13 protein-coding genes are annotated in these 16,030 nt (G+C 50.9%); 5 read left to right on the top strand and 8 right to left on the bottom strand.

Translation table 11 applies throughout. The annotated features are described in order from the left end of the window. Window positions 1-5: 5 nt before the first annotated feature. Window positions 6-1,220, bottom strand: coding sequence for a beta-ketoacyl-ACP synthase I (gene fabB / locus BZG75_RS04275; protein ID WP_021023107.1), 1,215 nt, complete (start codon window positions 1,218-1,220; stop codon window positions 6-8). A gap of 119 nt (window positions 1,221-1,339) precedes the next feature. Between fabB and mnmC the strand changes: the two genes are divergently transcribed. Continuing rightward, window positions 1,340-3,340 carry a bifunctional tRNA (5-methylaminomethyl-2-thiouridine)(34)-methyltransferase MnmD/FAD-dependent 5-carboxymethylaminomethyl-2-thiouridine(34) oxidoreductase MnmC gene (gene mnmC, locus BZG75_RS04270; protein WP_077576267.1) on the top strand — a complete coding sequence of 667 codons (2,001 nt, stop codon included), beginning with the start codon at window positions 1,340-1,342 and terminating at the stop codon, window positions 3,338-3,340. 145 nt (window positions 3,341-3,485) lie between these two features. On the opposite strand, the gene BZG75_RS04265 is transcribed toward mnmC, so the two are convergent. The 4 genes from BZG75_RS04265 to prmB all read right to left on the bottom strand — a co-directional run bounded on the left by BZG75_RS04265 (window position 3,486) and on the right by prmB (window position 6,573). Continuing rightward, complete coding sequence (locus BZG75_RS04265; protein WP_021023105.1) at window positions 3,486-3,764, bottom strand: YfcL family protein; 279 nt, start codon at window positions 3,762-3,764, stop codon at window positions 3,486-3,488. A gap of 10 nt (window positions 3,765-3,774) precedes the next feature. Continuing rightward, on the bottom strand, window positions 3,775-4,320 hold the full coding sequence (locus BZG75_RS04260; RefSeq protein WP_077460331.1) for an elongation factor P hydroxylase: 546 nt from the start codon (window positions 4,318-4,320) through the stop codon (window positions 3,775-3,777). 97 nt (window positions 4,321-4,417) lie between these two features. Continuing rightward, window positions 4,418-5,479, bottom strand: a complete 1,062-nt coding sequence (gene aroC / locus BZG75_RS04255; RefSeq protein ID WP_021023103.1) for a chorismate synthase — start codon at window positions 5,477-5,479, stop codon at window positions 4,418-4,420. A 161-nt stretch (window positions 5,480-5,640) separates the two neighbouring features. Then, entirely contained in the window at window positions 5,641-6,573 is a 933-nt protein-coding gene (prmB, locus tag BZG75_RS04250) for a 50S ribosomal protein L3 N(5)-glutamine methyltransferase (RefSeq protein WP_077576335.1), read from the bottom strand. A gap of 121 nt (window positions 6,574-6,694) precedes the next feature. Between prmB and smrB the strand changes: the two genes are divergently transcribed. Continuing rightward, window positions 6,695-7,225 (top strand): endonuclease SmrB, encoded by a 531-nt coding sequence (gene smrB / locus BZG75_RS04245; RefSeq protein ID WP_021023101.1) that lies wholly within the window; start codon window positions 6,695-6,697, stop codon window positions 7,223-7,225. Here smrB and sixA read toward each other — a convergent pair. Further along, on the bottom strand, window positions 7,222-7,707 hold the full coding sequence (gene sixA, locus BZG75_RS04240) for a phosphohistidine phosphatase SixA (protein WP_077576265.1): 486 nt from the start codon (window positions 7,705-7,707) through the stop codon (window positions 7,222-7,224). The two genes, smrB and sixA, sit on opposite strands and share 4 nt — an antisense overlap. Before the next feature lie 142 nt (window positions 7,708-7,849). On the opposite strand from sixA, the gene BZG75_RS04235 reads away from it, so the two are divergent. Next, window positions 7,850-10,627, top strand: coding sequence for an insulinase family protein (locus BZG75_RS04235; protein WP_199878846.1), 2,778 nt, complete (start codon window positions 7,850-7,852; stop codon window positions 10,625-10,627). An 84-nt stretch (window positions 10,628-10,711) separates the two neighbouring features. On the opposite strand, the gene fadJ is transcribed toward BZG75_RS04235, so the two are convergent. Both fadJ and fadI read right to left on the bottom strand, forming a co-directional pair. Further along, window positions 10,712-12,850 carry a fatty acid oxidation complex subunit alpha FadJ gene (gene fadJ, locus BZG75_RS04230; RefSeq protein ID WP_077576263.1) on the bottom strand — a complete coding sequence of 713 codons (2,139 nt, stop codon included), beginning with the start codon at window positions 12,848-12,850 and terminating at the stop codon, window positions 10,712-10,714. After that, window positions 12,850-14,160, bottom strand: coding sequence for an acetyl-CoA C-acyltransferase FadI (gene fadI / locus BZG75_RS04225; RefSeq protein ID WP_077460329.1), 1,311 nt, complete (start codon window positions 14,158-14,160; stop codon window positions 12,850-12,852). The genes fadJ and fadI overlap by 1 nt, the downstream gene beginning before the upstream one ends. Window positions 14,161-14,642: 482 nt before the next feature. On the opposite strand from fadI, the gene BZG75_RS04220 reads away from it, so the two are divergent. Continuing rightward, window positions 14,643-15,158 carry a sigma-70 family RNA polymerase sigma factor gene (locus BZG75_RS04220; RefSeq protein ID WP_077460328.1) on the top strand — a complete coding sequence of 172 codons (516 nt, stop codon included), beginning with the start codon at window positions 14,643-14,645 and terminating at the stop codon, window positions 15,156-15,158. Then, window positions 15,145-15,843, top strand: a complete 699-nt coding sequence (locus BZG75_RS04215; RefSeq protein ID WP_077576262.1) for a DUF3379 family protein — start codon at window positions 15,145-15,147, stop codon at window positions 15,841-15,843. Before BZG75_RS04220 ends, BZG75_RS04215 begins: the two co-directional genes overlap by 14 nt. Window positions 15,844-16,030: the final 187 nt, after the last annotated feature.

Here is a 16,030-nt window from a genome sequence, read left to right as displayed (position 1 = left end):
CGATATTAGCCGCGATACTTTTCAATCACCAAGGTGGCGTTCGTTCCGCCAAATCCGAAGCTGTTTGACATAACACGAGTGAGTGCTTGCTCACGTGGTTGTGTCACAATATCTAGCCCATCAGCGGCCGGATCCAAGTTATCAACATTGATACTCGGGGCGACAAAGCCGTGCGCCAGCATTAGCGTCGAGTAAATGGCTTCATGCGCCCCGGCAGCACCGAGTGCATGGCCTGTCATCGACTTGGTCGCCGAAATAGCAGGGCTCTTACCACCAAAGACTTCTTGGATGGCACCAAGCTCTTTGACATCACCCACTGGCGTTGACGTGCCATGGGTGTTGATATAATCCACCTCGCCATCAACATCTTGCATCGCCATATTCATACAGCGCACCGCCCCTTCGCCGGATGGCGCGACCATATCATAGCCGTCAGATGTTGCCCCATAGCCGACAATTTCACCATAAATGGTGGCACCACGCGCCAGCGCATGCTCAAGCTCTTCAACCACCAGCATACCGCCGCCGCCAGAAATCACGAAACCATCGCGATCGGCATCATAGGTACGTGACGCTTTTTGTGGATCATCATTGTATTTGGTTGAGAGTGCGCCCATGGCGTCAAACATCATGGTGAGTGACCAATCAAGCTCTTCGCCGCCACCAGCAAACACGACGTCTTGTTTACCCAATTGAATCAGCTCAAGCGCATGGCCAATACAGTGTGCCGATGTCGCACAGGCCGAGCTCATGGTGTAGTTGACCCCTTTAATTTGAAACGGGGTCGCCAAGCACGCTGAGACCGTGGATGACATAGTACGTGGCACCATATAAGGGCCGACACGTTTTACACCTTTCTCGCGTAAGGTATCAACCGCCGTGACTTGGTTGACCGATGATGCGCCCCCAGAACCGGCAACTAGGCCCGTTCTCGGATTAGAAACTTGCTCAGGGGCTAAGCCTGAGTCTTCAATCGCCTGCTCCATGGCTAAATAGGCGAAGCCAGCCGCGTCCCCCATAAAGCGCATTTTTTTACGATCAATGTGGTCGGCTGGGTTAAGTTTGAGATCCCCCCAAACGTTGCTGCGCAGCTTCATATCTGCAAACTGCTGAGAGAAGTTAATGCCAGATTTTCCCGCTTTGAGCGACTCCAGCACTTCTTTGACGTTGTTACCAATACTGGAAACAATCCCCATGCCTGTAATGACAGCTCGTTTCATGATTCTTTCCTAGACGTTAATTTCGCAGTGGATGATAGCGTTTTTAAAGCTGATAAGTGGTCAGCTTTCCTTTCTATCAGTACAATTTCCATCTTCTGTTTCCTGTGTATGAGGCATTTGTGAGCACTCCCTCAATCGACCATGCAAAAATCAGCTGGAATGATACAGGTACGCCTGTTGCTGATCAGTTCGACGACGTCTACTTTTCCAATCACGACGGCTTAGCTGAGACGCGCTACGTGTTCTTGGGGCAAAATCAGTTACCCGAACGTTGGCATACGGCAACTCAGTCACGCTTTGTGATTGCAGAAACCGGATTTGGGACCGGGCTAAACTTTCTCGCCACCTGGCATGCCTTTGACCAATTCCGCCATGCTAACCTTGATAGCACCGTCACGCACCTCCACTTTATCAGTTTTGAAAAGTACCCTTTGACCGTAGAAGATCTCGCGCGTGCCCATCAAGCTTGGCCAGAGCTTGCAAACTATGCTGAACAACTTCGCGCCCATTACCCCGTACCGTTAGCGGGTTGTCAACGTATTGTATTAGCTGATGGTCAGATTACACTCGATTTGTGGTTTGGGGATATTAAAGATTGGTTACCACAAGTACCAACAGGTCAGAAAGGGATTGTTGATGCCTGGTATTTAGATGGTTTTGCCCCAAGCAAAAACCCTGAAATGTGGAACCAGGATCTATTTAATGGCATGGCAAGACTTGCGCGAGAGCAGTGTACCTGCGCGACTTTCACCGCGGCCGGCTTTGTCCGCCGTGGACTGATTGACGCCGGCTTTGACATGAAAAAGGTAAAAGGCTTTGGTCACAAGCGAGAAATGTTAGCGGGCGCTTTGCCTGCTCGCCAAGCCACTGCCAGCCATCCACCTTGGTATGCGCGCACACCCGCCGCAACAGCGGATGACATTGCCATTATTGGCGGTGGTATTGCCAGTGCAGCCTTGATTAGCGCGTTACTTCAGCGGGGCAAGCAAGTCACGCTTTATTGCCAAGACCCGCAGCCAGCGGCAGGCGCATCCGGAAATCAGCAAGGAGCGGTTTATCCACTCCTTAATGGTAACAACGACAACTTGAGTCAGTTTTTTGCGCCCGCTTTTTTATTTGCTCGGCAGTTTATTCGCCAACAGGCTGAACAAGGCATCGCCTTTGAACATGACTGGTGTGGTGTTACCCAACTAGGCTATGACGAGAAAAGCGCCTCTAAGCTCGAAAAAATGCTTCATGGCGCATTTCCTGAGGCACTGGTCATGCGCGTAAGCCAAGACGCAGTGACAGAAAAAGTGGGAGTAGAAACTGGGCATGCCGGTGTGTTTTACCCGCTGGGCGGCTGGCTCAGTCCGCAACAGTTTACCGCAGGCGTGATTGGTGCCGCTATCACCCGCGGACAGCTAAGCGCGCATTTTGATTGTCACATCAATGCGTTAACACAAACGGACAATGGTTGGACCCTGAGTACCGCCAACGGTGAGCTGTGTCACCAGAACGTGATTATCGCCAATGGGCACCAAGCGGATAACTTTGACCAAACGGCGCCCATTCCGGTTTACCCCGTGCGCGGCCAAGTGAGCCATGTCCCCACCAATGCTGACCTCCGCGCACTGAGCACGGTGTTATGTTTTGAGGGCTATTTAACACCGGCGAATCAGGCTGGTGAACATTGCTTAGGCGCAAGCTATGCGCGCAACAATGCCGACCTTGAATTTCAATCGGCCGATCAGGTTGAAAACCAGCAGCGCTTAACCGACTGTATTGACACTGATTGGGCGCATCATGTGCCTGTTGCCGAAACAGGACGCGTTGGTGTGCGCTGTGCCAGTCGCGACCACCTGCCATTTATCGGCAATGTGTGTAATTACGACGCACTGCTTTGGGCCTACCAAACCCTGCAAAAAGACAAGGAAAAAGCCGGTTCCGTCCCTGTTTACCCTGGGCTATATTGCCTTCTGGGGCTTGGTTCTCGCGGTCTTACCTCCGCGCCTCTCGCCGCAGAAATCCTCGTCGCTCAGTTATGTGATGAGCCCTTGCCTTTGCCACAGTCAGTACTCGATACCCTGCACCCGGGACGCATGTGGGTCCGCAAACTGCTAAAAGGTAAAGCGGTGTAGCGAATCGTTAGTTATATATCAGTAAAAACAAGAACGTGTGGGGAAAAACAACCAAGCCATCGTCGAGGCGATGGCTTGATAATCACTCGATACCGCAGAACAGGAGTTGAAAAGCGCAGTTATTGAGAAGCGCCGTATTGCAGTGTTACGCCGATTTTTCGACTTGTTGCTGAAGCAGATCCCAAAGCGCCCCGACCAAGCGTTGATCGCCCGGTGAGAGTTCACTCGCATTTTTCGACAAGCTAGTGTCCACGCGCGCTTTTAATGACGCCACTTCATCCATGCCCTCTAACTCACAATCCGCAGCCGCCAGCGAGACGTGGCCGCGTAAATAGCCACTCGCAAATAATTCATCGTCTGAGGCAGTGTCTACCATCTCATCGATTAATGCCAAAATGCGTGCTTCATAATCTTGAACTTTCATCTTATTAACCTTAGCTGGGCAACGTAAAGTCATCGGGCCCCAGAGCAGAGACACCGTAAAAGTCTCGCAAGGTATCAGAAAACTGCTTAGCGCGCACGGGCAAAGCCGGGCTTGCCTCCGCGTCAGATAAATAATCAATGACTTGATGACGGACTTTGCCCGCAAAGGCATGGCGATCGGGCTCTACACCACTTAAGTTGTCGCAGCTGACTTGAAAACGAAAGCCACAGCTTGCCGCAAGGATCCACTCAATCGCTTGAGGCTTCACTTCTACCGCTTCAAACGCGGCTTGCGTGTCAGCATCGCGGCCATCGGGGTGATACCAATAGCCATAATCTTCCAGTTGACGGCGTTTCTCACCGGCAATGGTCCAGTGTGCGATTTCGTGTAGCGCTGAGGCAAAAAAACCACGCGCAAAGATCACGCGGTGATGCGGGTGATTTGAATTCGCCGGCAGATAAATAGGCTCATCGCCGCCCAGTAACAGCTCGGTGTTAAAAGTCGCGAGAAAGGTTTGGTTAAACAGTTGAATTAAATCGTGATAGTTATGAGTCATAGGGGAAAGTTACAAACATGCCCCGCCAACGAATGGCGGGGGGAGCGTCAACAAATAACAAGATACATGAGGTGTGTGTGAATTGGCGGGCCGGCTTTTAACGGCCAACTTGCCCACGATGACGGAGCAAATGGTCCATCAGTACGATTGCCACCATGGCTTCGGCAATCGGCACCGCGCGGATCCCCACACAAGGATCATGACGGCCTCGGGTCACCACATCGGCAGCGTCACCATGAACATCAATACTCTTACCCGGTACTGTGATGCTAGAGGTGGGCTTTAATGCCAAGTGCGCGACCAGTGGCTGCCCTGAAGAGATACCGCCAAGAATGCCTCCCGCATGGTTCGAGGCAAACCCGTCCGGGTGGATTTCATCACGATGCTCACTGCCACGCTGATTCACCACGTCAAACCCATCTCCGATTTCGACCCCTTTCACCGCGTTAATCCCCATCAATGCATGGGCAATATCGGCATCTAAACGGTCAAACACCGGCTCGCCAAGGCCGACAGGAAGGTTTTCTGCCACCACGGTGAGCTTGGCACCGATTGAATCTCCGTCTTTTTTCAGTTGACGGATCAGCGCATCCAATTCCTCAAGTTTATTCACATCTGGGCAAAAGAAAGGGTTTTGCTCAACTTGCGCCCAGTCGACGGTATCGATAGTGACCTCGCCCATTTGCGCCAGATAAGCGCGCACTTGAATGCCGTGCTCTTGCGCAAGGTACTTTTTAGCCACCGCACCGGCTGCCACGCGCATGGCTGTCTCACGCGCCGACGAACGACCGCCGCCACGATAATCACGGACGCCATATTTATGGTGATAGGTGAAATCAGCATGGCCTGGACGAAACACATCTTTGATTTTGGAATAATCTTTTGAGCGTTGATCCGTGTTTTCAATCATCAACCCAATCGATGTGCCGGTGGTTTGTCCCTCAAACACACCAGAGAGAATTTTGACCGCATCGGGCTCACGGCGCTGCGTGGTGTACTTAGACGTGCCCGGCCGGCGACGGTCCAGATCCTGTTGCATGTCTGCTTCCGTCAGCGCTAACCCCGGTGGGCAGCCATCAATAATAGCGCCTAACGCCACGCCATGACTTTCTCCAAAGGTGGTGACGCGAAAAATTTGTCCAATCGTATTGCCTGCCATGCCTTCCTCTGTTTGCCTGATGGGCATTGTTGTGTTTTTGCATACTTTGTTAGCAATTAACCATAAAGCAACCAAAGACGCAAAAAAATCCGCAGACTCGCCCCCTAAATAGAAAAAAGCCAGCACAAGGGCTGGCTAAGTAACACGAGCAAAGGCACGCATTAATCGCGATAAAGGGCAAATTCATCGGCACAGGTGACTAAATCGCGACGCGTAATCATAAAGACACCATGGCCTCCCTGCTCGAATTCAAGCCAATGCAAGGGCAAATGACCATACTGCTCTTGCATATGCACCATGGAGTTGCCCACTTCACAGATCAACACACCGTCTTCGCTAAGATAATCCGGCGCATTGGCAAGCATTCGACGCACTAACTTCAATCCATCCGTCCCCGCGGCGAGGCCCAGTTCTGGCTCATGACGGAACTCATCCGGTAAGTCGTCCATGTCTTCTGCATCGACATAAGGCGGGTTGCTCACAATTAAATCGTATTTGTCTTGTGGCACTTCTTTAAGCAAATCGGAACGGATTGGGATCACTTGCTCTTCCAAGCCGTGATCCTGAATATTGATTTCGGCAACATCGAGCGCATCGGTGGAAATATCAACCGCGTCTATCTCGGCATCGGGGAAGGCGTAAGCACAGGCAATCGCGATACAGCCACTGCCGGTACACAGATCCATTATTCGGTTCGGTGCATGCGGCAAAATACCGGCAAACTCTTGTTGGATGAGCTCACCTATCGGAGAGCGAGGCACCAATACCCGTTCGTCGACAAAGAACTCTAAACCACAGAAATAGGCCTTATTGGTCAAATACGCGACCGGCGTTTTATCGTTAATACGCGCAATCACACGCTCAACAATACGATGCTTTTCACTGGTTGTTAGGCGAGAAAAACGGGTTTCAGACGGGACATCAATAGGAAGATATAAGGTCGGGAGTACCAGCTGAACCGCTTCATCCCAAGCATTGTCAGTGCCATGGCCGTAAAATAACCCTGCCGCATTGAAACGACTGACTGTCCAGCGCAGCATGTCTTGCAGCGTATGTAACTCACTGACCACTTCTTCAGTAAAAATCGTATCCACATTGGCCTCCATCGGCTTCATGCAATTTGGGGTCGCCCTTTGACGCTAGGTCAGTACAATAAGCAGCATTTTGAGCTGGCTGATTGTACAATGAGCCTATTACCTCGGAGACAGTTTTTTTATGAGCAAAAAACCATCGATGACGGAAGAGGAGTTAGCGCTATTCCGTGATGCCGTCAAAGGCGCAAAAAAGTTGGAGCAGGATACCATAAACCCGCCACAACGCCAGATGAGCAAACCACGTAAACAACGCCAGTTTGAGCGGCAAAGTAGCGACCATGCCTTTTATTTCTCCGATCAGTTTGAGCCACTTTTAACGGAGTCAGGGCCCATGCACTATGCGCGGCAAGACGTCTCTAAGTACGAAGTCAAACGGCTTCGTCGTGGCGTCTATGTGCCCGATATCTATTTAGATTTACATGGCATGACCCAAACCGAGGCAAAGCGAGAGCTCGGGGCGATGCTCGCCGAGTGCGTCAAAGAGGGGACCGGCTGTGCCAGCGTGATGCACGGCATTGGTAAAGGCATCCTCAAAGAAAAAATCCCCCTCTGGCTCGCCCAGCATCCCAGCGTGATGGCGTTTCATCAAGCGCCACGCGAGTTTGGTGGCGATGCTGCCCTCTTGGTATTAATCGAAGTGCCTGAGCGTTAGCGTCCGAGCTGACGTGGCGACATCAGGGTAGCCAGTGACGCCTGTTGCGTCGCTGTGTCAACGTCAATGATCGCCATTGCCGAGGTGGCAAACATTGGCGGTTGGCCCTCTTTTACCCATTCATTGGTCAAGTAGCCAACCAGCGGCAAATGTGAGATCAACAAAATCACACCGGGATTATCTACCTCTATCATCGCGCTTAGATACGTATGGACCTGATCGCTGTTTCCATACGGCGTAATACCCTCTTCAGTGAGTACTTCGCCAGCGGCAGGCAATAGAGGCGCACATGCTTGCCATGTCTGTTGCGCGCGTAAATAAGGACTGACGAGTACTTTATCAATGGCCTGCCCGTTAAGCTGCTGCTGGAGCCAGGTTGCCATTTGTTGGCTTTGTTGCTCGCCATGCGCGGTCAATCCGCGTTCACTATCACTGGCCGCGAAAGCTTGTGCTTCGCCATGACGCATTATGATCAATTTCATCGCGTTAATACCCACACTTCTATACTGAGATTTGCTGCATGCTACCAAGGTAAAACACCAAAGACCAAATAAGTGGTTTGCGACTCTGGTCAGTGGTAGTCATACTTAACCTTAACTTATTTACTTTAAAAGTGAGTTGCTTGTGTACGTCAGCCCAAACGACAACAAACACTACCGTTATATCACGCTGCCTAATGCATTGCGTGTTTTACTGATCAACGATCCACAGGCGCATCGCAGCGCTGCGGCCTTGTCGGTCAATGTGGGACACTTTCATGATCCGGTAGACCGACAAGGGCTCGCTCACTTTCTCGAGCACATGCTATTTTTAGGCACTGAGTCTTATCCAGTGATTGGCGATTTTCAGCGATTTATCAGCCAACATGGTGGCCATAACAACGCCTGGACGGGGACAGAAAATACCACCTTCTTTTTCGATATTCGTCCCAATCAGTTCGCCCCCGCCTTAGATCGCTTCAGCGCTTTCTTTATTTCACCGCGTTTCGACGCAGATGCCGTGGATAAAGAACGTCAATCAGTTGACGCTGAATATCGCATGAAGCTCAATGATGATGTGCGACGTATCTATCAAGTTCACAAAGAAACCATTAATCCTCAGCATCCGTTTGCCAAATTCTCCGTCGGTAGTGTAGAAACATTGGCTGACCGTCCGGATCAATCAGTGCGCGATGATTTGATCGCATTTTATCACGCCAATTACAGTGCGAATTTGATGACGGTTGCGCTCACCGGACCACAATCGCTCGATGACCTTGAGGCACTGGCCCAGCAATATTTTGCCGCGATTGCTAATCATGATTATCCCGTGCTTACCGTTGACTCACCGCTAGTGACCAAGGCCGAGCGCCATCAATGGGTCACCATTGCGCCGCTTAAAGAGGTGCGCAAACTCACCCTCGCTTTCTCCGTGCCAGAAAGCCCTGATCAATATCGTACCAAGCCTTTATCTTACATTGCCCATCTGCTCGGTTATGAAGGCCCGGGTAGCCTGATGTCATTATTAAAAAATAAAGGCTATATCAACACACTCTCAGCAGGCGGCGGGATCAGTGGGCGAGACTTTCGCGAGTTTACACTTGGCTTTGCGCTCACCGAATTGGGCTTAAACCACATCGACGATATCATCACCCATGTTTTTGAAGCGATCGCATTGATTCGACAGAACGGTGTCCAAGCTTGGCGCTATCAGGAAAAGCGGCAAGTGCAAGAGTTAGCTTTTCACTATCAAGACGCACTTCGCCCTATTGATACCGTGAGTCAGTTGGTCATGAATATGCACCATTACGCACCGGCCGATCTCTTGTATGGGGATTATATGATGGCCGGCTTCGATCACACTCAAATTCAAACCATGTTGCAGCATATGAGCGTCGATAACGTTCGAGTGATGCTGGTGGCAAAAGGCTTTAGCCATGATCAGCAAGCAGACTGGTATCAAACGCCTTATTCCATCAAACGGTTTTCTGCTAAGCAAATCGCACAATGGAAAACAGACTCGATATCGCCAGCGCTCGCCCTACCGGATCCAAACCCCTACATTGCCGATGCACTGCACCCGCTCCCCGTTGAGCCCGACCAAAGTGACACCCCGCACTTAATCGAGACGTTGCCAGGCTTTCGTCTCTGGCATGGCCAAGAGCCACACTTCCGCGTGCCGAAAGGGCATGTCTATATTGCCATTGATAGCCCACATGCGGTCGCGACGGTTAAAAATATTGTCATGACCCGGCTTAGCGTTGAGATGTTATTAGAAGCATTGAATGAGCAAGCGTATCAGGCCGAAATTGCGGGCATGAATTACAATTTGTATGCGCACCAGGGCGGCGTGACCTTAACCCTCAGTGGCTTTAACGATAAGCAACCTTTATTACTTAAGCTGATTTTACAGCGATTTTCTCAGCGCAGTTTTAATCCCGAACGCTTTGAAACGATTAAAGCGCAGCTAAAACGAAGCTGGGAAAATGCCGAGAAGAATAAACCACTCAGTCAACTATACAACAGCATGACTGGCTTACTACAACCCAATAACCCACCGTATCATGCCCTTTTAAGCGCTTTAGAGACGGTGACGTTGCGCGATCTGCCTGAATTTGTCGAGGCCATGTTCGCTACCCTCCACGTCGATATGTTTGTTTATGGCAATTGGCACCTAAACCATACGCAAGCACTGGCCAACACCGTGAAAGATGCGCTACGCGTAGAAGGGCAAGCCTATCAAGAATCAGTGCGACCGCTGACCTTGCTCGACGGTGTGGGCACCGTCAGTTATGAGCGCACACTTGGACACGCGGAGTCCGCACTCTTGGTGTATTATCAAAGCGCATCTACCGACCCAGAGGCGGTGGCGACCTATACCCTCGCGAACCATCTCATGTCGTCCGCTTTTTTTAACGAATTACGGACTAAACAACAACTTGGTTATATGGTTGGCGCGAACAATTTACCCCTCAATCGTCACCCTGGATTGATTTTTTACGTGCAATCGCCGTTGGCAGGCCCTGAGTTATTAATGGGGGCGATTGACGATTTTTTGAATGCGTTTTTTATGGTGCTCTTGGAAATGAGCGAATCGCGTTGGCAGAGCAGCAAACAGAGCCTACTCGCCCAGGTGCGAGAGCCAGATAATAATTTACGCGCGCGTGCGCAACGTTACTGGATCAGTATTGGCAACAAAGATTATCACTATCAACGTCGCGAGCAAGTGGCCGACGCCATGGCTGAGCTCACACGCGCTGATATGGTACGCTTTGTGGTCAATACCTTAAAACCAAGAACCGCCGATAGACTAGTGATGCACAGCTGTGGCATTGACCACCAAGACGATGCCACCTTAGACGGCGCTTACCCGATTACCGATATTGAGGCTTTCCGCGCACAGTGTCGGCGCAGTGAAGACTAACTTACCGTTAAAATATAAAAAAACAGGGCCGCGCTTTATGGCCCTGTTTTTTGCTTGGCGCTCGCTCTTTTTTAAGCGACGCGCTTATTCGGTATCGGGATAGAAGACATCGCCTTCTTTCGCCATTGCCAACAAGCGTTCACAAGGCGCAAACCGTTCACCGTAACGATTTTGATGCGCTTGGAGCAAGCTCACCACACGTTCGATACCAATATGATCCATGTAGCGGAACGGTCCGCCCAAAAATGGCGGGAAGCCAATGCCAAAGATCGCACCAATATCGCCATCTCGTGCCGAGCGAATGACACCCTCGTCGAGGCAACGTGCCGCCTCATTCAGCATCATTAGCGCGCAACGCTGGGCCACTTCATGACCCGACAAACTCGCATTGAGTTTAATGTCCAATAAGCTATAGATCTTTTTATCAACCTGCTTACCTTTGCTGCCTTTTTTACTGGCATCGTAGCGATAAAAGCCTTTACCGGTTTTGCGCCCTTTACGATCATCATTTAACAGCACATCAAAGACATCCGGCGCTTCAAAGCGCTTACCCAGCTCTTGCGTGAGAATTGGCGCAATTTTAGCCCCAATATCAATCCCCACTTCGTCAAGCAACGTAATAGGACCGACCGGAAAACCAAAGTCGAGCAATGCATTATCGATATGTTCAATCGTTTCGCCAGCCAATAACACACGCGCCGCCTCGTTCATGTACGGGGCAAGAATCCGGTTCACATAGAATCCAGCGCTATCCCCCACCACAATCGGTGTTTTCCCCTGTTTGCGAGCAAGCTCGACCACGGTAGATATCGTCTTATCACTGGTCCCTTGGTGTGGAATTACCTCGACTAAAGGCATTTTTTCCACCGGGCTGAAGTAATGCAAGCCAACAACCTTCTCTGGCCGCTGGCTGCCTTCGGCAATGTGGTGGATAGGCAATGAAGAGGTATTGGTGGCAAAAATAGCGTCTTTACTTGTTATCGACTCCATCTCTTGCACCATGCGGTGTTTTAGCGATAAATCTTCAAACACCGCTTCAACCACCACGTCAGCATTCGACAAGGTCGTGGCTTGTGTGTCACCAGACAGTTGCATCATGGTGGCTTGCAACTCAGCTTTACTGATTTGCTTGCGCTTCCGCTTTTTGTTGAGCAACGCGTAACTGTAGCGAAGCGCGTTTAAAATGCCGTCTTCACTGACATCTTTCACTCGCACGGGGTAACCGGCTTTGGCAACGGAGACATGGGCGATGCCCGCCCCCATCAAGCCACCACCGAGAACACCGACTCGTTCAACCTGACCTGGCTCAGCGTCCGCGCCATTTTCTTTTTTCATCGCAGTCGTTGCAAAGAAGAGACTGCGTAATGACTTTGATTCAGGCGTCATCACCAGCTCGCCAAACTGTCGAGCTTCTTCCGCGAAACCTGTTTTTAGTCCTTTATCTAGGCCTTTTTTGACCACCGCTAAGATAGCATCCGCTGCCGGATAATTACCCCGCGTTTTGGCACGCGCTTTTTTACCCGCTTGATCAAAGACGAGGTTACGCCCTACCGAATTTCCGCTTAACATCCAGCTTTGCCATGTCCGGCTGCGTTTCGGCTTAGACTTTTGCGCCAACGCTTCGGCGACATCAAGTAGAACCGTATTCGGAACACAATCATCAATCACGCCGAGTTTTTTCGCTTTCTTCGCCCGAAGCTGCTTACCGGTTAGCATCATGTCCAATGCATCGGGGACGCCTATTAAGCGCGGTAAACGCTGCGTACCGCCCGATCCGGGGAGTAGACCAAGTTGCACCTCCGGCAAACCCAGTCGCGTTTTATCCCAATCAGTAGCAACCCGACTGTGACAGGCAAGAGCTAACTCTAACCCACCGCCTAAACAAGGACCATGAATCGCAGCCACCACATGAAAAGGCAGTTTTTCAATGCGTGAGAATAAGGCTTGTCCTTGTCCCGCTATCTCACTCGCTTGTTCGGCACTTTCACACGCCTCTAGCATGCGCACGTCAGCGCCTGCGACAAAATTGTCCGGTTTGCCAGAGTGAATCACCAGTCCTTTAACCGATTTATTGCCCTCGAGTTGATCCAGCACCGCTGAAACGCCCTCGACAAAACTCGCTTGCAAGGTGTTCATGCTCTCGCCAGGCACATCAATGGTCAGCCAAGCAATGTGATTATCAGCAATCGTTAGCGTAAAGGCTTGCGTATTATCGGTTGTCATTATTCTGCCTCCAAGATCATTGCAGCACCTAGCCCACCGGCCGCACACGCGGTATTAAGCGCTAATCCTCCACCACGACGTTTCAGCTCACGCAGTGTTTGAGTGATCATGCGCGCGCCTGTAGCGGCAAAGGGGTGGCCGTAAGCAAGCGAGCCCCCCAGCACGTTGAATTTGTCCATATCAATTTCACCAATGGCGCGATCACGATTGAGGTGCTCACGGGCAAAGGTATCAGAGGCAAACATTTTCACATTCGATAGGGTTTGCGCGGCAAACGCTTCGTGCATATCAATTAAGGTGAGATCCGCCAACGTGATCCCCGCGCGGTCTAACGCCATCGGGGTCGCATACGAAGGGCCCATCAACATATCTTTTTGTACGCCAATCGCCGAAAACGCGTAGGAGCGTATATAGCCTAAGACCTCGAGTCCAAGCGCTTTAGCACGGCTTTCTGGCATCATTAATACTGCCGCCGCACCATCAGTGAGCGGCGTACTGTTTGCCGCGGTCACAGAGCCATGTTTACGGTCAAATGCAGGGCGTAATTTGGCATAATCTTCCAGGGTGGAATGGGGGCGCAAGTTATTATCTTGTCCAATCCACGCTTTGTATGGTTCAGGGTACGCCGTCATGACTTCATCACTAAGCAAGCCTTCATCCCACGCTTTACTGGCAAGCTGATGAGAGCGAAGCGCGAGTGCGTCTTGATCGCCTCGTGAAATTTGATGTGACTTCGCCATTTGCTCAGCGGTCTGCCCCATGCTGAGGCCGGTTGAGTATTCGGCGACGGCCGGTGGTACAGGGGCTAAATCTTTAACCGATAGCTTACTGAGCAGCTTTAAGCGCTGACTCATGGTTTTCGCTTTGCTTAAATCTAACAAGGTACGGGCGAGCTTTTTGCTTACGCCAATCGGCAGGACCGATGACGAATCCGCGCCCCCGGCAATTCCCACTTGGATATTGCCTGCAATCATGCTTTCTGCCACATTGGCGACGGCTTGAAAGCTGGTCGCACAGGCACGGGTGACACTGTAGGCATCGGTGTGAATGTCCATCCCCGTACCCAATACAATTTCTCGCGCAATGTTGGGGGCTTCAGGCATTTGCACTACCTGCCCAAACACCACTTGATCAATGTCTTTTGGGGAAATACTGCTGCGGTTCAGCAGTTCTTGTACCACCATTTTGCCCAAATCAACCGCTGGCACATCAGTGAAAGCGGTTGATTGGCGCGCAAATGGCGTACGCAGCCCAGACACAATGGCAATACGATCGCCATTGCCGGTTTTAAGATGTTGCTGAGACGTCATCACTGCTCCTTAGGATGTTCTACAGGTCTGACCAGGATTGTAACCAAATTGTTACTAGCTTAAAACACCCGTTTTAATTGATTGGTAAGATTGCCAACAAGCGCACAGTTCCGTGTACCCTGTACCGAGAGTGATTTAATAACAGCAGATTGAAAAGAAACTACGGCATAAAAAAAAGGGGCTACACGCTAGCGTGAGCCCCAAAAAAGATTGGAAAGCAAAACGATAATCTGGGAAGTGTGCAGTGCTTTTCCCGCACCCAGATCCGAACAGAAAGTCATATCATTCAAAAAGGAAACGCCGTTCACTCAACCTCACGAGTGTCGACACATGGCCGATAACGACAGGGTTAACTTTACCGATTTGCAGGGATTCAATATTGAAACAGATCAAACTTGTGCCGATTTTTCACCTAAGCTGAAATTAAATGACAAATCACTCGGTCTATAGACGGACGCATCGATAAAAAAGGTTCATCCTGCATGACTCGACAAGCCCGCTACGAGGCATTGGTACGCGCTTGGCACCGTGATCTCTACCGGTATGCCTATTGGCTGGCCAAAGATCCACATATCGCCGAAGACTTAGTTCAAGAGACGTGCCTGCGTGCCTGGCGATCCTTGGACAGTTTGCACGACGAGAAGGCAGCGAAAGCCTGGTTGATCACTATTTTGCGCCGAGAAAACGCACGACGTTTTGAGCGCAAACAGCACGATCATATCGATATACAAGACGGAGAATGGGAAGATAAAACCCGTCCCAGCCAAGAAGCTTCAATGGAGCAGCGCTGGTTACATCGACAAATTGCCGCCCTCGCCCCGGAATATCGCGAACCATTGGTGCTACAAGTGATTGTCGGCTTTAGCGGTGAGGAAATTGCGCAACTGTTAGATTTAAATAAAAACACCGTGATGACACGCTTATTTAGGGCCCGTGCACAACTCAAAGAAGCGCTTGATAATCCAACAGCAGGAGGCCAACAGTATGGACGATCTTGAATTTCGACGCCGTCTTTTGGCCGACCCGTCTGATCCCGAGCTACAGGCATCGAAGGCGGCCTCTCCCCGTCATCAACGCTACGCCGAGGATGTCGCCAATCTCGATAGCAAAATAGACCAAGCGCTTCGCGTTGATGTGCCTGAGGACTTAGCCGATAAAATTCTATTTTCACAAACCAACGATACCGAGCAACCCGAGCGCCGAACTCGCGGGTACCTTGCTATGGCAGCATCCATTGCGTTTGTGTTTGGACTGACACTCGGCCAGTTAAATTGGGGCATTACGACGCCGGATCTAAATCGTACTGCACTGGATCACTACTATCATGAACAGACATTTATTGCGGGCATCAACGAAGCCGCGACGGTTGAGCAAGTGAACGCCAAATTACAACCTTTTGGCAAAGCCTTCAGTAAGTTGCCAGGCGAGATCACCTATATTAATCATTGCAGCTTTGGTGGCCAACACGCACTGCATATGGTGATGCGAGCCAGCGGGCAGACCTATACGGTGTTTGTGGTGCCATCGGCCAGCCAAGCGCCAGCCGAGAAAAGCGATGGCACAATGCACTCGGTCAGCCTGCCGGTACAATCGGCCAATGTCATTGTGGTGGGCAAGACCAGCGGCCAGGCCGCTCCACTGGCTGAGCAGCTACAGCAACAACTCACGCCCACTGCAATCTAGTATCAAGCTGCGGATAATCAGCGACAGCTTACGCTGTTAACAGACAGGCTCCTGGACAACCAGGTGCCTGTTTTTAGCGACGATTCCCATCATCGACGTTAGCCAACCCGCTAACTCCCCTCTCTTTCGTTACAGCTGTTCGCTGAGTTTCCTTTCACCTGATGCGAATCCCATCAATTTATTAGAT

It is taken from the genome of Salinivibrio sp. AR640 (assembly GCF_001995405.1).
In the GTDB taxonomy this organism is placed as follows: Bacteria; Pseudomonadota; Gammaproteobacteria; order Enterobacterales; family Vibrionaceae; genus Salinivibrio; species Salinivibrio costicola.
Note: the sequence above shows the minus strand (reverse complement) of the source record. Positions and strands in the feature narration are given on the sequence as shown.